Below are 21566 nucleotides of genomic sequence, written 5' to 3'. Positions count from 1 at the left end.
GGAAATCGCTCCTTTCAATTATACTAGTTCTACTTCTTTAATTATTTCTTCAACCTTTGAAAAATCTATAACTCCTTCTTCAAAAGGTTTCCTTCTCATTCTATGAGGAAGTACAAGTTCTGCTGCTTCTAACATATCTCCATTACTAACTTTATCTCTTCCATTAAAAGCTGCTATAGTCATCGCTGTTTTAATCATGCTGATATCAGCTCTATGACCGTCTACATCCATTTCAATGCTTATTTTGGCTGCTATCTCAAGTACTTTATCATCAAAGCTTACAGTTTTTAATAACTCTTTAGCTTTTGAAATTCTTTCTCTTAAATCTTGTTGCTCTTTTTCAAAACTTAATACAAAGCCTTCATTATTATTCTCATATTCAAGTCTTCTTTTTATAACTTCAACTCTTTTTTCAGTATCTCTCTCACCTATAACATCTACCACCATGCCAAATCTATCTAATAATTGTGGTCTTAAATCTCCTTCTTCTGGATTCATAGTTCCAACTAAAATAAATTTTGCAGGATGTGAGAAAGAAACACCTTCTCTTTCTATTGTGTTTACTCCCATAGCTGCTGAATCTAACAGTACATCCACCACATGATCATCTAAAAGATTTACTTCATCTACATAAAGTATATTTCTATTTGCATCTGCTAAAATCCCAGGTTCAAATCTCTTTTCACCATTTTTGATTGCATATTCAATATCTAATGTTCCTACTACTCTATCTTCTGTTGCACTTACAGGAAGATCAATTACTTTCATCTTTTCATTTATTTCATTTAAAACCTCTTGTTTATTAAGTTTATCTAAGCAATTTTCACACATATTACTTTTATCATTAGGTTTACATCTAAAAATACAGCCCTCTACTTGAACTCTTTCTGGCAAAAGTTCTGCAATAGCACGAACAGCTGTAGATTTAGCTGTACCTTTTTCGCCTCTTATCAAAACTCCTCCAAGATGTGGATTTATGACATTAAGTATTAATGCTTTCTTCATATTTTCTTGTCCAACAATTGCTGTAAATGGATATACATTTTTCATACCTTTCATTTGTGAACCCCTTTCAATTATCAATAAGTTATTTTTTAATGTGTCTTAAGATAAGTAAATTAAAAAACCTCTGCAAATACATACAGAGGTTAAATTCATAAATACAATTATATAAAAGTTTACACAACAAAAACTTACTTAAACCATTAAGTAAACTCTTCTAAATGCTTATATTATATGATTTTACTTCCCTCCGAAGTTACATATAGAAAATTAGGTAGGTCTCCTGACTCACGGGTCTTCCTCCACCATCCTTCCCAGATTGCTCCAGTGGACTTGGCTTTGTCTCCGTATACAGTAGCGGGGGCTGCAATGGATTTTCACCATTTTCCCTATTAAACCTTGTTTAGGTACCTAAAATAATTATTAAATTTTATTATTATAACTAAATCAATTATATCAGTTAATTTTTTATTTTTCAATAATTCACACTTTTGCCGGATAATTATCTACTTGTTATTAAATACTTCCTCTATTTCACTTAAATTTTCTTTCCAAGCTTTTATATCATTTTGATTTAAAACTTCAATACCTCCACCTTGCATTTCTCCAGTGGAATTCTCTAACATCTCTTCCATGTCACCTTCTATATTAATATAATTTCTTTTTAATGAATTTAAAACTTCTTCTCTTCCACTCCACTTTCCTCTTTCATGAAGTTCTAAAAATCTCCTTGATATTTCTTCTAATGCAAATTTATTATTTTTTTCAAACCACTGTAGCATATCTTTATCATTTATATAGATATCTACCAATTTGTCAATATCCTTACTACTAATGTTCTCAGAAAGACACTGCCAATTAAATATATTTTGAATAGCATTCATAAATTCAGCAGCTCCTACATATTCTTTTTTCTTTATCCCTTCTTTCCAAAGAGGATTAAAAAGGGTATCTTCCATATTTTCTTTTAATTCCTCTTCAGTTGTCGAAATCTTAACCTTTTCTTCTCCTTCATTTCTACCATAATATTCTTTTAAATCACTTCCATCAAAGCATTTTTTTACTATACCAAATCCACCTTGTACAGAAGAAGAAAAGCTAGAGGATAGCATATTATATCTTTTAGAACTACTAGTCTGATAAGATATCTGAGAGTCTCTTATATTTTTTACAAATTCATATTTGGCCATATTTCCATTTAAATTTTCACCATAAGCATAGGAAGAATAATGTACAAATACTTTAGCAATGTCTTCTTCATCTTTCCATGCACTAGCCTTTAATGCTAAATCAACTCCAGCACCATAAGCTCCTGGCTTATCTCCAAAAATTCTCATAGTTGCATGACGTTGTATGTCCTTGTCTTGTCCTATATCTAATAAATATTTTTCCATATTTAAAGTATTCTTCTTAACAAAATTCCTACTTAAGGGTTCATCTAAAGAAGATATCAAAATTATAGCCTTATCGATAAGTTTTATAGCCTCTGGAAAAGAATCTCTTAATATACCAGATATTCTAATAGTCACATCAATTCTTGGACGCTGTAGTTTTTCCAGTGGTATTACATCAATATCAACTACTTTGCCTATATTATTCCAAACTGGAGTTACTCCCATTAAATATAATATTTGAGATAGTTGTTCTCCTTTTGTTACAGATATATCTGTAGAAATCATATTCATTGCCACTTTTTCTGGGAAGCAGCCTTCTTCTCTTATATACTTTTCTATAAGTTCTTCCGCAAGATTGCACCCTACTTTATATGCCTCTTTAGTAGGAATTTTTTCACAATCCATTAAATAAAAATTTCTACCTGTTGGAATAATATTTCTTAAATTTTCACTTGGTAAACCTGACATCCCTGGTTCGATATATTTTCCTTCTAAAGCCCTTATAAGATTTTTCATTTCAATATCTAACAAAAGTAGTTTATCATAAATTTCTATTACATCTTTTTGGAGTTCCTTTAAAACTTCTTTTTCTATATTTTCATATTGATTCTCTACCTTTTTATCATTATTAACAAATTTAATTATTAAGTCTAAAATAATTAAATTGTAGTTATAATCATCTTTATATAATCTTTTGATAAGCTTTGCACTCTTACTATTGTTATCAATGTACTCTTTGATTAAAGATATATTTTCTTCAGTTTGAAAATTTTCTCCAAAAACATGAAGTTTTTCTACTCTACTATTATTTATATATTGAACTAAATAGTTTTTTAAGCTTTTTATGCCTTCAATAAAAGTTTCTTCTCTGGATAAAATTTCTTCTGCCCCATCTAATTCTTTTAGATTTTTCTCTAACTTATCTCTTATCAATAACTTTTGGTTACTATTTAAAGCTTCTGCTTCAATATAATCATTTATTAAAATTATGATTTTAGAATTCTCCATATTAATATCAATAGCTGATGGTAAATAATCTAGTATTACTGCATTGCTTCTCCTTTTAGCTACAATTCCCTCTGTGCCTATACTTGCATTGTATAAATAAAAGTTAGGTGTATTTCCAAGTACAATATCAGGATAACATTTTTTTGATAGCCCATTAGTCTTACCTGGTAAATTTTCAAGACTACCACCTGTGCCTACATGTACTATAGCATTTGCATTTATTATGTCTTCCACATATTTATAGGTTGCAATATAATTATGTGGTGGTGGACATTTAGGATCATGCAATATTTTACATACCTCTCCAGTACATTTAGAACCATAGCACCCTCTTTTAGGTTGAACCATAACATATACATTCCCAAAGTTAAGTCCTGTAATTATTATGCTTTCATGATAAACCATACTTCCTCCCGGCGGCTTCCCCCAACTTTTTTCTATTTCACCTTTTACTTCAATATCTAAACTATTATAAAATGACATATATCCATCCTCACTGTTTAATGGCATTTTATAAAGTACTCCGCCAGCTATTATTATATCTTCTATAGAAGTCCACCTGAAATCATGATAAGCTTTTTTACTCATTATTCGCTGAAAAAGCTCTTCTCCATTTTGTGGTATATTTTCTACTTCATATCCTTCACTTTTAAGCTTTTTTAACATTTTTACTACCGTTTCAAAAACTTCCAATCCAGCTCCTAAGCCAATGGTAGCCTCTACGCCAGAACAAGGTGCATTGTGGATANNTATTACTGGTATTTCTAAGAGTAATCCATTTAAAAATCCTTCCAGCAAACCTATTTATTCTATCTCTTATAGGTTCAGACTGTCCTTTATCATTTCTTGCCCCTATGATTACTGGTTCAATCATTCCAACCATCTCTGGTGTAGTAAAAGAAGTAGGTATTTCTGATGATAATCCGCTTATATTTTCACTCCAGCTATCTATATCTTGATAATAACTTACAATTGGCTTAAATACAGGAACATTCATTTCTTTAAAAATTTCTACTGCTTCTTCAAATATTTTATTACAGTTGTTATTTCCAATAGCCGCAATCATTTGAAGATTTATAAACCCATCTATAATAAATTTATCCTCATAAGAAAAATATTCTTTTATAATTTCTCTAAAGTTTTTTATATTAGAATCCTTTTCAGAAGAAGCATAACTAAATACTGGTATTACTTTAACTCCTGTTACTTCCAGTTCAGTTATTAATATTTTTTCTACCTCTATATTGCCACTAATAAAACTACTTCTATGGATTAAAAGCCCTACCCACTTATATTCTTCTACATTCTTTTCACCTATGTACCAATTTTTATATTCTTTAAAAGAATTAAAAACCTTTTTACCATCTTTATAGAAAATACCATCAAAAGGCATTTCCTTTGGCTGAAAAATAAATTTTTTACAATAATTTTTTTCCTCTTCATTAAGCTTTAAAAAATTATATGCTATATAATGTAGAGCACTTATAATATTGCTATCACCTCCATAAGAAAAATAGCTATTTATAAGCAGTGCCTTCTTTTTATCTATATTATAAATATTATCCTGCAGAACTTCTCCACCAATAGGTATTATGGGGATTTCTTTTATTTCTTCTTTAATTCTTTTTAAAAGTGCATCCACTTCACTATTCATAGTTTTATTTCCAACAATTAAAGCTATAGCTTTCTCTTTCAAAAATTCAATTGTATTTCTATTTTCCTTTATCACAGATTCATCTAAGAATTCAATCTTTAAATATTCTATAGTAGAAGAAAGTTCTATTAATTGATTTTTCATCAAATCTAGTCCGATTGCTATAACAACTTTTTCATTCAAATTTAAAACACCTCCTTAGTTAAAGATCAAAATTTATTCTAAAACGCATCATTCTGCCTTTTTGCAAAATTTCACAGACATAATGAATAAGATTATAAAATACACAATTAAAACAGTAGCATGTACTATTTTAGTAGTTAAATTCTCTCCTACGGCTCTTAATGCGATACTTGTATGAGTAAGTGGCAATGCTAATATAAAATTCTTTATTATCACTGGCATCTTATTTAAAGAAAAAAATGTTCCACATAAAAATGACATTGGTGTAATAATAAAGCTTGAAAATCTATTCATATCTTGATGAGAATTAATTACTATTCCAGCTATAAAGCCTACAGCTGAAAATACCAAACAATTAAGTATTACCATTAACATAAAATATGGTGTTATATTTAACCCTGCATTAAATATGAAAGACAACAATATTATTAAAATACCAGAATACAATCCTCTCAATGCGCCTGCTATTATTTTCGCTAAAGCATAAATTGAAATATTAATTGGAGCTATCATAAAAGACTCAAAGCTCTTATAATATATTCTAGATATATTTACAGAACTAGATATACTATTATAACTAGAAGTCATTGTAGTTAATGCAATAATTCCTGGAATTACAAAATGAATGTAATCTCTCCCGTCTATTTGCATACCTCCACCTAATCCCCATCCAAAGGCTATTAAATATAGAATAGGTGAAACCATTGAGCTTACGGTTATTGTCCAAAATTTACGTTTAAATAATACAAATTCTTGCCATAATATACTAGAAAAAGCCCACATCACGCTTCCACCCTTCTATTAGTTAATTTTATAAACACATCTTCTAGGTTTGACAATCTTACATTTGCAGCTCCTTCTAGTTTAGAAGCAAACACAACTGCTTCTTCTCTTGTTTCGAAAAATTCTGCTTCTGTCTCTCCATTTTGGAAATGCTCAACAGCAAATTTGCCAACCTTTTCAATTAACTTCTGAGGGCTGTCTAACTCTACTAATACTCCACCGTTTATAAGCCCTACTCTATCACATAATACTTCAGCCTCTTCTATATAATGAGTAGTTAATAAAACTGTTAATCCTTCACTCTTTAATCTTTTTAGTAAGTCCCACATTTTTCTTCTAGCCGTTGCATCTAGTCCTACAGTAGGTTCATCTAAAAGTAAAAGCTCTGGATTATGCATTAGTGCCGTTGCAATCATAAGTTTTCTTTTCATTCCACCAGAATAGTTTTTAGCAATATCATTTGCTCTATCAGTGAGTTCTGTAAATTCTAAAAGTTCTTTTATTCTTTTTCTTCTAAGTTCCTTTGGCATATTATAAAGTCTTCCATGAAGTTCTAAATTTTCCCATGCAGTCATTTCAACTTCGAGATTATTTCCTTGAGGTACTACTCCAAGTTTTCTTTTTACATCTAATAGATTTCTATCCATACTTTTTCTATTTATTATAATATCCCCTGAAGTTTTTGGTGTAAGAGTACTTATCATTCTTATAGTAGTACTCTTTCCAGCTCCATTTGGCCCTAAAAGGCCAAAAAACTCTCCTCTTTCAATATTTAAATTCAGTTTATTTACTGCAACTAAATCATCGTATTTTTTAGTAAGTTCATTAATAGTTAGCACTTTTTACTCTCCTTTTAATTTTATAAAAGTTTTATCATTGAATTATTTTTTATAAATACTTCATCATAAAAGATATCTATTACTTGAAACTAAAGGGCTTTTAGAGAGATTATTATGATTTTCTGCAATTTCAAAGGAAACTTTTCTTAAAGCACATTCTTCTATTCCAATATCCCTAGAATTCAAATTTATAATACTTCTAGAAGGACATGCACCTGCACAAAATTTTTCATATTTACACAAAATACATCTCTTTGGTCTTTCAGTTTTTACTTTTACAATTCTTTGAGATTTTTCATCATATATATTACCCATATAATATTGTGGTGAATATGCTAATGACCCACAAGGATAAATACTTCCATTAGGAAGAACTACCATTGCTCCTCCATAGGCAGCATGGCAATATGCATTGTAACCTTGACATGATTTTAATCTTTTTTTACTATCTTCAATTTCTCTTATAATAATTTTTTTCCCTGTTAATTTTTCTAATTCAATTGTCCTCTCATATGCTTTTTTTAAATATATTTGTATGTTATCAGGTTCCACAGTACTTACATTATTATTGCAAGCTCTTCCCGTAACTCTTAATAAATCTAGTCCTATTCCGCCTACATTGCCAAGATAAAACGCTAAATCTACAAGCTTGTCTAAGTATGAAATATTTTCATTAGTTATAACCGCATTTAAATTTACCATTACCCCTTCTTGCCCTAGCATTCTTATACCATTTATAACATCAGCAGTTTTCCCTCGTAGCTTTTCATTTATTTCAATAGGTCCATCCATGCTTATTCCAATAGCTATATTCATCCTTTTTATTTCTCTAGCAATTTCTCTATCTATTAAAGTCCCATTTGTTTGCATTTGAAGTCTAACTGATTTATTATTAACCCTTAAATAATTATATATATCCTTAATAAGTTGAAAGTTTAAAAGCGGCTCTCCTCCTGCAAGTTGAAGCTTAAAATTAGAATTAGGCATAGATAATGCCTTTTTTGCCATTTCAAAAGTCATATATTCTTTTTTTTCTCCACCATTAGCATAACAATACTTGCATCTTAAATTGCAGTCATTTGTTAACCATAATACTAAAAAATTAATATCCTCAAACAATGTTCATAATCTCTCCTTCATAAAAAACATTTAAACTTTGGGCATCTTAAAAATATAATTAGCTAGTATATAAACATACTAGTTCCAAATTTAATCTATGAANNCAATAATTGTCAATTCTCCATTGTCAATTGCCAATTTTTAAAGGGCATGAACTAACATATTAAAGTATTACGCTATATTTATATATACATTAGATTTTAGAGTAGTTTATCTATAGATGCCCTAATTGTTAATTTTAAATATGTTCTTCTATGTCCCCTTCTATTGAAAGATATATTCCTTTTAATTTTTCTATGGTTTCATCTTTAGCTTTCCACATTCCTCTTTGACTAGCTTCCAATAACCGTTCTGCCATATTGTGTATTGCCCATGAATTTACATCCTTAATCCATTCTCTTCTCTCATCATTAAAAAGATATGTTTCACTTATTTTTTCATACATCCAATCCTCAACAACATCCGCAGTGGCATCCCATCCAAATACAATATCAACCATTGCAGAAATTTCCTGCGCTCCTTTGTATCCATGTTTTTTTAGCCCTTCAAACCACTTAGGATTTAGAATTCTTGAACGCATGATTCTTGCTGTTTCTTCATTAACATCTTTTATTTTAGTTCTTGATGGATCACTACTATTACCACAATAAGCTCTTGGCGATTTTCCTGAGTTCAACTTTACAGCTGCAATAAGTCCTCCATGATAATTATAAAAATCATCACTATCTAGCATATCAATTTCCATTGAAGATTCATTTTTAACGGTAATTTCAGCAGAAGATAATCTTCTTGAAAAAACTTCTTTAACTTTTTTACCATGAAACTTCTTTCCATATGCATGTCCACCCCATAAAGTATATACCTCTCCAAGATCGTTGACATCTTGCCAATTTTTACTATTAATTAGTATTCCGACCCCTGCGCCATAGGTTCCTGGAGGACATCCAAATATTCTCATCCCCGCTTCTTCTTCAGCTTCTTCTATAGAAAGTCCATTATCTATCAAATTCTTAATTTCATTTAAAATGTTTCTTTTTACATAGTTCTCATCTTCATTTTCATCAAGTGATGATGCCGTATTAACCGCTTCTTCCACAAGTTCAATAATATTTGGAAAGGTATCTCTAAATAATCCTGTTATTCTTAATGTAACATCAATTCTTGGTCTTTTTAGTTCCTCTAATGGAATGACCTCCAGCCCTATAACCTTATCTGTATTTTCTAACCATTTAGGTTTTATTCCCATAAGATATAGCGCCTCTGCTATATCATCTCCACAAGTTTTCATAGTTTCCCCAGAATAAATTACCATAACAATATTTTCTGGATATTTTCCTTCATCTTTTAAATATCTATCAATCAAGTTATCTCCAAGTTGTTTCCCTACTTCCCAAGCTGCTTTAGTAGGAACAGCTGTTGGATCTATTGTATAAAAATTTCTTCCTGTAGGTAAAATACTAACTCTTCCTCTTGTTGGACATCCTGAACCTCCTGGAGGTATAAAGTTTCCTCTTACTCCTTCTACAAGATATTTAATTTCATCTACTGTATCGTTTAACTTAGGATTTATAACCTCTGATACAAACTTAAGTGTTTTATAAATATCATCAGTTTTATTCTTATCTTTTACTTCAAAATATTCTTCTATTATCTCTTCTATAAACTCTTCTTTATAATTTAAACTATGGAATTTCCTGATTATATTTCTTCCTATCTCATCTATTTCATCTAGCATCATCAAATTTGTACTATTATTTTTATTAATTTTATATGGATTATCTTTTAAATCTCTATAATCAAATCCATTCGCTTTACAAATAGACTCTATTAAGGATGAAGCTTCTCCATTAGATAACCTCAATAGAGCAAAAACTAGATTTTCAAATCTTTCTGCCTCTGGGACACTTCCAAATATATGAAGCCCATCTTTAATTAAAGAACATTTAATTTCTTCAATCCATCCATGTAATTTTTCAACAAAGTTCTCAAAATTATTATTAATATATTCCTCTGGAACATTTAAGTCTATATGATAATTGTTCTTTATAACTAATTCAATTATTTGTTCTTGTATATAAATTAATTTTCCACTATCACCATTTTTCGCATGATAATATTGCTTTAATAGCTCGTCCAAAGTTTCCATCTCATCATAGGTCCCACTTTGCATAAGTGAAGGTATTAAATGGTCAAGTATAACAGCATAGGATCTTCTTTTTGCCTGTACCCCTTCACCAGGTACATTTATAATATAAGGATACAAATGAGGAATATCATCAATTGTAATATCTGGATAACAATTTTGTGATAGGCCAATCTCCTTTCCTGGTAGCCATTCTAATGTACCATGAGTTCCTACATGAATAATAACATCAGCTTTAAAAATGTTTTTTATCCATTTGTAATAAGCTATATATTGATGTGGTGGTACGATATCAGTACTGTGGTAAGCTTCATCTGCTTTTTCCTCATATCCTCTTTGAGGTTGTATACCGATAAATATATTCCCATTAATAATACCTGGTACTGGCATTTTATCCTCAAACACCATTAAATCTCCAGGTGGTGTTTCCCAATCCTCAATCATTTTTCTTTTAACAGAATTACTCAAAGTTGAAAACCATTTCCTATAGGTATCTCCACTGATTATATCTACACTTTTTTCCATAGCTTTTTCCGCTGTTAGCCATCTAGTATCATTACTTACTCCCTGAATAATTTTATTTATTATTTCATCTCCACTTTTAAAATCATACTCTGTATATACCCCATCCTCTTTAAGAGCATTAATAATGTTATATACACTATATGGAGTATCAAGCCCAAAAGCACAGCCTATCATATCGTTTCTTGGCGGCATATTATGAAATATTATTGCTACTTTCTTATCTTTATTCTTAATTTTTCTAAGTTTCGCCCAATTTAATGCTAACCTACAAACTTTATTGACTCTTTCTGTTATAGGTTTAAATATGTATCTTTCTCCTATTTCATCAGCTATCATCTCATTATAAGCTGTTGCTACAGTTATGATTTGTCCATCAAATTCTGGATCATAAACACTACTTGTAAGTGACATCATGTCTATTCCTTTTATTGAATTTTCCCAACTTTCAAGACTTTGATATGTTGGCATGGCTTGAAGTACTGGAACATCAATATCTTCAAATATACTTTTTTCCACAGCTCTTGTGCCATCTCCTGGGTCACCTAATATACTTTGTGCATGTGCCATTGTATTTATAATTGTATCTACCTGTGGTTCTCCATTAATCATTAATATATTATCAATTACCCACTTAATTCCTTTACAGCCATTAGATAAATCTGGTGCAGATGCTGCATATATAGCAAGAGGAGTACCTCCTAATTCTTCAATTGCTTCTATGAAAGCATCTATATGTCTTGTATTATTTTCTCTAAAATATTTACTATAAAATAAAATTGCTATAATAGGTTTTTCTAATTTTTTTATATCCTTTATATATGCTGTATAATCTTCAATAATTTTATTAGGATAATATATTCCTTCCCACTTAACAATTTTAGGACTATCATAGCTAAACTTTTTACTTCCAAAATTTGATGCTAAATATAAAATCATATTTTGGAGATTTTCATTACCACCAATAGAATAATAGCTAAGTATTTCTTCATATTGTCTAGGTGAAATTCCAGATTTTTTTAATAGAACAATATTTTCATCCTCAACACCAGAATAAATAAAGAATTTCTTTTTTCCTTCAAATTCATTCATTATTTTTTCTAAGCTTTTAAAATGAGTTACTCCTCCATGCATTGAAATAAAAACCATATCAGATTTTTCAATTTTTTCCCTGCAAATTTTATATTCTTCTATGCTATTATCCACTTTATAGCTATCTATAAAATATATACCAATACTCTCTTTATAATGTTTTTTAATAAATATATTGGATTCCTTTAATTTATATGTAGAATCAAACCCTGACATTATAAAAATAAGCCTAAACATTTTTAATTCCTCCTGATATTTGTGCCATTATTAATATAAATCTATCTACAATAATCTCAACTACTTCTTCAACAGATTTATCTTTACTATAGTCTAATTTAAATATTTTAATTAAGCTATTTTCTATGTTAAACTTTTCTAATATCCTATTTAAAATTTCATTTGCCCCATTTATAGCTTCACTTGATGATAACAGTCCCCAATCTAATTGATCCATAATATGTACATATAATGAAGTTAATATTACTAAATCTTCTCTTCTATCTATTATGTGAAGATTGTGTATGAATTCTGGTTTTGCAAGCTGTTCTTTGTTTTCTTCACTTAAATATCCACAATATATTTCTTCATACTTATTCCATATCTTGTTTTCATCAATACCAAATCTCTTCACTCTTTTCAACATACTATGTTGGCTTTCAGCACATAATCCAGTCTGTAAAAAAAGTGCTTCCTTTACCGCCTTTTTTACTGCAACTCCAATTAATTCTCCTAACTTGGAATGCTTGCCAGCATTTGTTAATTTAATCTTTGATTTGCTATTACAAACAATAATAGTTCCATCTGTTCCAGATCCAGTAGCAATTCCTCTTGAATAATTGCTTCCTGCCATCAGTTCCTGAAGTGCTGCAGTTTTAGCTTCTGTACAGGTTACTAATGCTCTAGTCATTGTTTCAGGTGGCAGATTTCCATCTATGACTAAGATAATGTTTATTGTTCCATGTTTTATCATTTCAACTTTACAATTTTTCTCATAATATGAAGCAGGATCTCCAACTCTTCCACCATTTACTTCAACCCCACCTGTAACCATTGCTGTTACTGTAACCTCATCAAAGCTTTCACTCTTAATAGACAGATTTTCCATAGACGCTGCAGTAGAAATTCCTGCAGTTTCTTCAGAATTCAAACCCAATTGTTCTGCTATTAAATACATATGCTCACTATAAGTAGGTGCCTTTAATTTGCAAGCTATACCTGCTCCGGGATTCTCATCATGATTAAAAACAGTCTTTAGATCTTCTCTATATCCTCCATTTATAGGAGATGTACTTAGAACCTTTCTATCATCTTTAAATTGAATAACTATACTTTTATCATATTTATGTACTTTATCACCTGTAGATAATTTGTATATCATCAATATAAATCACTCCTTGGAATTTCATTTTCGCAATATTTATCTTTCTTAACGCTATAAAAGTTCTCTATAACTTTGGCTATATTGTCACAATGTATTAATCTCTTGCTTTTATCTCCATAAATTTCAATACCTTCAAATTTATCTCTTAGTGTAAAAACTTTTTTCCCTTTATTTAAAGCATAATAAATTAAATCTAGATTTCTTTTATTTATCTCTCCTATTGGATAGCCCGAATCTATTACTATATCTATTTTGTCAATGATGCTTAAAGATTTTGTAAATGAAATGTCATTTATAGCTTTAAAAGGTTTTTCGCTTTGTATGTCAACTCCTATGGTTCTTGCTATTTCATAATCAATATCATTCTCATGTATTATTCCTGTTGATACCCCAATACTATGTTTTGTTAATGCTCTATATATAGGAGCACCATATCCACTTCCTCCAATAACAAATACTTGTGGTTTTAATTTATTCGAAAGTTCTATTGAGCCAAGTAAATTATTAAAGCTTGCATCTTTTATATCATATAATTTTTTAATTATATGTTCATTTACCACATCCTCTGGTACACCATAAGCTAAAACTTTATTATCTTTTACAAGAATTACCTTATCACAACTCTTTATTGCAATATCAATTTCATGTAATGATAAAATAACGGTAATTCCTTTTTCTTTGCTTAATTTCTTAAGAATATCAATAAGCTCTAATCTATGACGTATATCAAGATGAGTGGTAGGTTCATCAAGAATAATAACTTCCGGCTCTTGAACTAAAGCCCTCGCAACAAGTATCTTTTGCTTTTCTCCATCACTTAATTCATCAAAATATCTTTCAGCTAGTTTTTCTGCATTTACAGTTTTTAAAGCCCCAAAAACTTTTTCAGTATCCTCTTGAGACAAGCGCCCAAAAAAACCTGTATGTGGGTATCTTCCCATTGATACAACCTCATAACAAGTCATTAGTCCACCCTCAAATTTTTTTGTTAAAACAACAGCTAACTGTTTTGATAAATCTTTTTTACTTATATTTGAAAGTTTTTCTTCCTTTATATAAACTTCTCCTTTAACAGGCTCAAGCAAGCCTGATAAAGTTCTTAAAATAGTTGTTTTACCAGCACCATTTGGACCTAAAAAACACACTACCTGTCCTTTTATCCCACTAATATTAACATTTTCAACTACTGATTTCTTTCCATAACCAGCAAAAAGATTTTCAGTTTTTAAAATGATCATAGTGATGTCCTCCTTTTTAATATAAGGAATATAACTATAGGAGCTCCAATAATTGATGTTACAGAACTTATCGGAAGCTCTACTGGTGCAAATATTGTTCTTGCTATAAGATCACAAATACAAGTAACAACACCGCCTAATAAAATTGTTCCAGGTATTAAAACTTTATTATCAGATGTTCTAAAAATAAGTCTTGTTATATGTGGGACTGCTAATCCAATGAAAGCCACTGGGCCTGCAAAAGCGGTTACTACTGATGCAAGTATACTTGATATAATAACAATAGTAATTCTAAATGCTTTTATTTTCACTCCCATACTTTTTGCATATTCTTCACCTAATAAAAAAGCATTTAAAGGTTTAACTATAAAAAGTGAAGATAGAATTGTAGGAATTCCCATGGCCATTAATACTTTTATACTTCTCCAAGTAAAGCCAGAAAAACTACCCATTCTCCATAATGTAAAGCCCTGAAGACGTTCTTTATCCGCAAAGGCAGTCAAAATACTTGTAACTGAACTACAAACATATCCAACCATCAGCCCTATTACAAGGAGAGTTATTATACTTTTTACTCTACCTGCAAATAGAACCACTACTAGCATAACTAGCAGTGATCCTATAAGTGCTGCAGTAAATAATAAAAATGGAGATATACTCTCAAAACCAAATTTTACTCCACCTAACATTACAAGACCTACACATAAAGTAGCCCCTGAGGATACTCCAAGCACATATGGTTCAACTATTGGATTTTTAAAAAATATTTGAAGTAAAAGTCCAGATACTGCAAGAGCTGCTCCACTAATCAATGCCGCTAAAGCTCTAGGAAATCTTATATCCCACACAATATCATAAAAAGTACTGTCAGTAGCTGCATGATTAAATAATATATTAAAAACTTCATCTAATTTTATTTTCACAGAACCAAATCCTATACAAAATCCAAAAATTAAAATTAAACTAATTATAAGTAAGGAAAAAATTATATAATACCTAGCTCTTATCTTTTTTAAAAAATCCATAAGTCCTCCCCACATTTCTAATATTAAAAATTTATCTATTCATATTTAATATAATGTTTTATTTCCTTATTTTCTTTTTGATTATGGAGTATATTAACAAGGTCTATTATTAGCTCATCAACCTTATCTGTTGACTGCCAATAATCTGGGTGAAAGCACCAAACGTTCTTATTTTTTACTGCGTCTAATTTTTCAAGAGTTGGAGCTTGCTCAATTATAGATTTAAGAGTTGGATTCCACTGAGACGTTGAAGAATAGATAAATATATCTGCATCTTTTGATTTTGCATAAAATTCCTCAATACTTATTTTGCCATTTCCTACACCTAAATCATCAAATATATATTCACCACCGGCCATTTTAATCATTTCTGCAACATATGAGCCTGATTTTGGAACATACACCTCTCCTTTACTTATAAATCCCCATGCCACTTTAGGTTTATCCATATTAGCAATTTTCTCTGTTTCTTTTTTTACTGTTTCTATAGCCTTATTAAAGTATTTCTCTGCTTCTTCTTCTTTATCATAGAATGCGGCAAGAAATTTCATCCACTCAACTCTACCAAAAGGACTTTCCTCAAGATATTCATTATCCACAGCATAGTTTATTTTTAACTCATCAAGTTTTTCCATCATGGCTTGTTGTCCAGCTGGTCCTGAATATACAAACACTATTTCAGGCTTTAATGAAGAAATCTTTTCATAATCTGGCGCCTTACTATTACCAACAAAAGCTATTTTGCCACTTTCTATATTTTTTTTCACTTCTTCTATTTGCCATTGATCTGCAGCAGTTGTAACTCCAGATATACTTAATAATTCATTTATTGGTCTTAATAGACAAGCTTGGGTTGTGGATGCAGTAAGAACATTTTTTATTGGGGTTTTTATTGCTACTTCGTTCTTATACTCTTCTGGGACAGTTTTTCCATCTGGAACTAAAATAAAAGTTCTTTTATCTCCATCTACTACTTTTTTTAATCCACCTTTAAGGTATTGTACACTAAATGATTTTGTATAAAGTAGTGGCATTTCTGTCCTTATGTTTAAAGTTTTATTCTCTTTATCGTAAGTAACTCTGGCGTCCATTGATTCATTTAAAAAATCAATTGGAACATATATATCCTTATTTATAACTTTAGGCATATCGCTCATTGTTACTTTAGTTGAATTAACATAAGCATCCTTACTAGTTGAATCCACCTTTACCGTATCCTTATCTTTTGTTATATTAGCATTATTTCCTTCTATGTCGCATTTACCACCTAAAAATTCAAATGCTTCTTTCAAAGATACGTAAACTTTTTCATTTTCAATTTTAGTACTAACTGTGTTTTTAGTATCATTATTATCAATTATTAGTTCAGCTTTATCACCTTTCTCTGCATTATTGGAGCATCCAGTAAATACTACGAGTAAAACTGTAACTAGCATAATTAATAAAATGTACTTACTATTTTTTTTCTTAGATTTTAAATTCATAAGTCTTCCCCCTATAATATAAAATTCTTTAAGATATCTTTAAAAAATAACTAGTTAAAAATTCAATAAATAACCATCCTATTTATTGATTATCTCAATGCGAAATTTCATAAAACATACGAAAATAACTAGCCAAAGATGTTATAAATATTTTCCATCATATAAGGACACCAATTTCATTGTTTATTTATATTACTAACAAAATTAGTGGGTGCAATATAACGTAAAATATTCCAACATACTGACTAGTTACTTTGTTGAAGATATCTTATATATAAATAAAAACTCCTAGAGGAGTTTTTTGCAATTTAATGTAAAACATTTTATTTAAAATGCTTTACTATGAAGAACAAAATATTTTCCCATCGAAAACTAAGTCACCCATTAGGCAGGTCTCCTGACTTATAGATTCATTTCATCTTACCTTCCCGAAATATTTTCAGTGGTTATTAAGACTTTTTCCTATTTACAGTAGCGTGGGCTGTAGTGGACTTTCACCACTTTCCCTATTAATTCTATTAAGAAACCTAATGTTACAATATTAAATTTTAAAATAAAACAAATTTATAGATGTTTAAAACTTTATTTCATATTACTTTTATTAAATAAAAGAAAATTATGATTTTTATTTATTACTTAAAACATATTTTAGTAGTAATTAATTATTTTTGAAGATGGCTAAGATTCGTATAGTTTCCTAGTAAATAAATAAAGCCTCCGTAAAACGGAGGCTAATAATACTATTGTAATCACATAAAAAACAACATAACATGTAAAAATTATAAAATATAAAATTTACAACTATTTATCTGTTATATTCTATGGTTTTACTTCCCTCCGAAGTCCATATACTGATTTAGGTAGGTCTCCTGGCTCACGGGTCATTCTCCACCATCCTTCCCAGATTGCTCCAGTGGATTTGGCTTTGTCTCCGTCTACAGTAGCGGGGGCTGCAGTGGATTTTCACCACTTTCCCTATTANNAAACGAAATATTTAATTTTATATTTACTATCTCAGTCATTATAACAGTTTATTCTGTATATTTCAACAATTTCACCATAAAATTATATTAGTTACATAAATGATCTCTTGTGATACCTATTTGATTTTTTACACATTTTGATATAAAAGGATATTATGAGCATACTGTCTTATACTTTTTAACTTATAGTTTTCATAGAAAATTTCATTGATAAATGCTAAAATTAAACTAGCTATACATAACTTTTTCTTCTTATTAACTTTTTACAAGAAACTTTTTATTATTAAATATAAATCAATATTTAATAATAAAAAAACATATTTATAATAGCATTAATTACATATACCTTAAATATATTGACAAATATGTAATTTTTCTATCACATCTTTTAATATTTTTATTATATTATTATTAGAGATACTAATTAAGCTTTACAGTTGCCATAGATTTGAATTTCATATAAAACTTTCATTTCTTTTGTTAACTGAACTTTATAACCTTAATTTCTTGCCTTTATATATTTGAAATAATTATTTCAAAGTTATATTAAAATAAAAAACTGATATACGAGGTGTTAAATATGTCTGAAAATAATAAGTATACTCAAGAAGTTAATGTTGAAAAAAAATCTAATAATAACAATAGTAACAATAGTAAACGTCCTGAAAAAAAGTGTAGCGACAATTGTGGTAAAATAGTTGTTTATACTGATGTGGTAAATATTAACATTAATTGTTGCAGAGACTCTTAGTATAAAAACACTATTATATAATTAGATTTTTACTTCTAAAATTAATTGTTAATATAATTAATAGTGGTGATTTTAATGAGTAACTCAAATAAATCTCATGATAATGATAAGGATAAAAATAGTAAAAAATATACTTTTTTCTGTAAAGAAAATGATAAAGTAAAAATTTATACTGATGTAGTAAATATTAATATTGGTTGTTGTAAGTAAATTGAAATATGTTTAGATATAAATCTAGAAAACATCTTTTGGATTTACCAAGCCTCTATATTTTTTTAAATATAGAGGCTTTTTTAATTTCTGGAGTTTGATCCATAAATCATAATTTTAGTTATATAAGTATTAATAGTCTTTCACTAATGCTATTTTTTCTTTTACTAATATATTAATACATAATCTCCAGTAAATTACTGGTTATAATTAACTATCATTTAATAGGAATTTGAATAGAATACAGTAGAGTTAGTTACTTTTAAAGTGCTAAATTTTAAATTGTTTAAATAACGAGGAGTGAAAATTATATTATGAGTACTGAAAAAATGAAAATTGATGAAACAAAACTAGAAATAGGACAAGCTTCCAAAAAAAACCAGGAAAAATTAAGTAATCAAGAAAGAAAAGAAGCTAAGCTAGCTGAAAAAAAATTAAAATTAGATAAAGAAAATGAAATAATTATGAATGAGATAAAAGATTCTGTGAAAAAACTTACTGACAAAAAACTTGCACTTGAAAAAGAACTTGCAGAAACTGAAGAAAAGCTAGCAGAGCTAAAAAGAAAAGAAGACGCTTTAAATGAAGAAAATTCAAAATTAGCTAAAGAAAATGAAGGTAAACTAATGAAGCAACAAATAAAAGAAGATAAGTTAAATAAGAAAAAACTAAAATTAGATGAAAAAAACGAAAAGAAATTAATGAAAAAAAGTGAAAAAGAAGATAGATTAAATAAAAAAACAGAAGAAAAACTGATGAAAGAACAAGAAAAGGAAAATTTATCAGATAAGGATGCTGTAGAAAAATAATTTAAAATGCATTAATTACTTTTAAAATATATGAAATTTAAACTAGTGAAACAATTTTAGGAGGGAATATTAATATGGCTAATAAACAAATAAAAAATTCTGAAAATATAATTGATAAAACAAATCTTGAAATAGAAAAAGATCTTATAGAAACTGAAGAAAAACTAAGAAAATTAAAGAGAGAAGAAGATAAGCTAAATGAAAAAAATTTAAAATTGGCTAAAAAAAATGAAGATAAAATAATGAAACAACAAAGAAAAGAAGAAAAGTTAAATGAAAAAAATCTGAAACTAGATGAAAAAAATAAAAAGAAACTAATGAAAAAAAATGAAAAAGAAGCTAAGTTAAATGAAAAAAATAAAAAACAGCTACTAAAAGAACAGGAAGACGAAAAATTATTAAATGAAAAGGATAAAGAACAACCAATTAAAGAACAAAAGCCTGAAAAACTCTTAATCGAAAAAATTAAAGAACAACCAATTAAAGAGCAAAAACCTGAAAAACTCTCAAACGAAAAAATTGAAGAACAATCAATGAAATAACAAAAATAAGAAAAATTATTAAATGAAAAAATATTTATAAATAATATAAAACGCGACAGCTAGCTTTAAAATGTATTAAATATTAGGAGGTAATATTAAATGGCTAATAATGAAATAAAAGAAACAAATATTGTTGAAAATAAAAATTCTAAGGATATGGTTAATAATGCAAATCCTGAAATAAATGAAATTCCTATAACCCCTGAAGAAATGCTTAGAATATTAGAAAGAAAAGAAGAAAAATTAAAAGAAAAAATGTTAAAACTAGCTAGAAAAAATGAAGAAAAATCAATGAAACTACAAGGAAAAGAAGAAAATGAAAAAATGTTAAAACTAGCTAAAAAGAATGAAGAAAAATTAGCGAAGCTAAAAAGAAAAGAAGAAGAAATAAAGGAAATGAAAATGAACCTAGATAAAGCAATTAAAGCTGGAAATGGCACTGCAAATCAAATCGCTAATTCAAGCCCATATAGAAATAAGGCAGCTAATTATCACTATTCTCATAATAATCATCATTACAGCAATCAAGATGATTTAGCATAGACCCTATTGATGATTCTAACGTTTATAACTATTCAATTCTAGATAATAGCCATTATGAAAATGGCTATTATAAAACGTAGCCGCTAGCTTTAAAATGTATTAAATATTAGGAGGTAATATTACTATGGCTAACAATGAGATAAAGATAAATGAAACAAATATTGATAAAAATAAAACTTCTAAGAATATAGCTAATAATGCAAGTCCTAAGAATACAGTTAATAATACAAATCCTAAAAATACAGCTAATAATACAAGTTCTAAGAATATAGCTAATAATACAAATCCTGAAATAGAGCTAGTTCCTATAACTCCTGAAGAAATGCTTGAAATACTCGAAAGAAAAGAAGAAAAGATAAAAGAAAAAATATCAAAACTAGCTAAAAAAAATCAAGAAAAATTAATGAAGCTAGAAGGAAAAGAAGAAAATGAAAANNATTCAAGCCCATATAGAAATAAAACGTCTAATCATCACTCTCACTATTCTCATAATAACCATCATTACAGTAATCAAGACGATTTAGAGTAGAGCTTATTGATGACTTTGACGCTTATAGCTATTCATTTTTAGAGAATAACCGTCATAAAGATGACAATTATAAAGCGTAGCACACTTTAAAGTGTATTAAATTCAAGCTACGCAAATAATTTATTAGGAGGTAAATATTAATATGGCTAATAATGAAATGAAAATAAAACAAGACGATTTAGCTATAGATTTTATTAATGATTTCGACGTATATAGCTATTTATCTTTAGATAAAGATAACGCTAGTGATATAGACAATACCAATGATAATGACACCGGCAATAATAATGACAATCGCAATGAAAATAGAAACGATAACGACAACGATAATG

Annotated in this window: 15 protein-coding genes, 1 pseudogene and 3 riboswitches; of the genes and pseudogenes, 6 read left to right on the top strand and 10 right to left on the bottom strand. The window is 28.7% G+C overall.

The window, feature by feature from the left end; genetic code table 11:
- Positions 1-18: 18 nt before the first annotated feature.
- The 10 genes and pseudogenes from B3603_RS00800 to B3603_RS00760 all read right to left on the bottom strand — a co-directional run bounded on the left by B3603_RS00800 (position 19) and on the right by B3603_RS00760 (position 16867).
- Positions 19-1059, bottom strand: coding sequence for an ATP-binding protein (locus tag B3603_RS00800; RefSeq protein ID WP_291559599.1), 1041 nt, complete (start codon positions 1057-1059; stop codon positions 19-21).
- 199 nt (positions 1060-1258) lie between these two features.
- Positions 1259-1432: riboswitch (cobalamin riboswitch) on the bottom strand.
- Positions 1433-1508: 76 nt separating this feature from the next.
- Positions 1509-5058, bottom strand: a pseudogene (locus B3603_RS23175) (cobaltochelatase subunit CobN).
- 231 nt (positions 5059-5289) lie between these two features.
- Positions 5290-6024, bottom strand: coding sequence for an ABC transporter permease (locus tag B3603_RS00795; protein ID WP_291559597.1), 735 nt, complete (start codon positions 6022-6024; stop codon positions 5290-5292).
- Entirely contained in the window at positions 6024-6863 is an 840-nt protein-coding gene (locus B3603_RS00790) for an ABC transporter ATP-binding protein (protein ID WP_291559595.1), read from the bottom strand. The genes B3603_RS00795 and B3603_RS00790 overlap by 1 nt, the downstream gene beginning before the upstream one ends.
- Positions 6864-6926: 63 nt before the next feature.
- Entirely contained in the window at positions 6927-7982 is a 1056-nt protein-coding gene (locus tag B3603_RS00785; protein WP_291559593.1) for a radical SAM/SPASM domain-containing protein, read from the bottom strand.
- Positions 7983-8220: 238 nt separating this feature from the next.
- The gene (cobN, locus tag B3603_RS00780; protein ID WP_291559591.1) at positions 8221-11976 is read right to left on the bottom strand and encodes a cobaltochelatase subunit CobN; all 3756 of its coding nucleotides are present in this window, start codon (positions 11974-11976) and stop codon (positions 8221-8223) included.
- Positions 11969-13117 carry an adenosylcobinamide amidohydrolase gene (locus B3603_RS00775; RefSeq protein ID WP_291559641.1) on the bottom strand — a complete coding sequence of 383 codons (1149 nt, stop codon included), beginning with the start codon at positions 13115-13117 and terminating at the stop codon, positions 11969-11971. Before B3603_RS00775 ends, cobN begins: the two co-directional genes overlap by 8 nt.
- Positions 13117-14358, bottom strand: coding sequence for an ABC transporter ATP-binding protein (locus B3603_RS00770; RefSeq protein WP_291559589.1), 1242 nt, complete (start codon positions 14356-14358; stop codon positions 13117-13119). Before B3603_RS00770 ends, B3603_RS00775 begins: the two co-directional genes overlap by 1 nt.
- Complete coding sequence (locus B3603_RS00765; RefSeq protein WP_291559587.1) at positions 14355-15383, bottom strand: FecCD family ABC transporter permease; 1029 nt, start codon at positions 15381-15383, stop codon at positions 14355-14357. The genes B3603_RS00770 and B3603_RS00765 overlap by 4 nt, the downstream gene beginning before the upstream one ends.
- Before the next feature lie 35 nt (positions 15384-15418).
- Positions 15419-16867 carry an ABC transporter substrate-binding protein gene (locus B3603_RS00760; RefSeq protein WP_291559585.1) on the bottom strand — a complete coding sequence of 483 codons (1449 nt, stop codon included), beginning with the start codon at positions 16865-16867 and terminating at the stop codon, positions 15419-15421.
- Between the two features lie 370 nt (positions 16868-17237).
- A riboswitch (cobalamin riboswitch) is annotated at positions 17238-17413 on the bottom strand.
- 296 nt (positions 17414-17709) lie between these two features.
- Positions 17710-17899, bottom strand: a riboswitch (cobalamin riboswitch).
- Positions 17900-18430: 531 nt separating this feature from the next.
- On the opposite strand from B3603_RS00760, the gene B3603_RS00755 reads away from it, so the two are divergent.
- From B3603_RS00755 to B3603_RS00730, 6 genes are all read left to right on the top strand, one after another.
- On the top strand, positions 18431-18601 hold the full coding sequence (locus tag B3603_RS00755; protein ID WP_291559583.1) for a hypothetical protein: 171 nt from the start codon (positions 18431-18433) through the stop codon (positions 18599-18601).
- A gap of 75 nt (positions 18602-18676) precedes the next feature.
- A complete protein-coding gene (locus B3603_RS00750; protein ID WP_291559581.1) occupies positions 18677-18811 on the top strand; it encodes a hypothetical protein in 135 nt (44 codons plus the stop codon).
- 314 nt (positions 18812-19125) lie between these two features.
- Complete coding sequence (locus B3603_RS00745; RefSeq protein WP_291559579.1) at positions 19126-19620, top strand: hypothetical protein; 495 nt, start codon at positions 19126-19128, stop codon at positions 19618-19620.
- Positions 19621-19694: 74 nt separating this feature from the next.
- Positions 19695-20162, top strand: a complete 468-nt coding sequence (locus B3603_RS00740; RefSeq protein ID WP_291559577.1) for a hypothetical protein — start codon at positions 19695-19697, stop codon at positions 20160-20162.
- Between the two features lie 99 nt (positions 20163-20261).
- The gene (locus B3603_RS00735; RefSeq protein ID WP_291559575.1) at positions 20262-20705 is read left to right on the top strand and encodes a hypothetical protein; all 444 of its coding nucleotides are present in this window, start codon (positions 20262-20264) and stop codon (positions 20703-20705) included.
- Positions 20706-21376: 671 nt separating this feature from the next.
- Positions 21377-21566: hypothetical protein (locus B3603_RS00730; RefSeq protein ID WP_349676768.1), on the top strand; the 190-nt coding region annotated here is incomplete at its 3' end.

The sequence above is a fragment of the Clostridium sp. UBA2485 genome (assembly GCF_002341865.1).
In the GTDB taxonomy this organism is placed as follows: Bacteria; Bacillota; Clostridia; order Clostridiales; family Clostridiaceae; genus Clostridium_J.
This window is presented reverse-complemented; position numbering and strand designations above follow the sequence as displayed.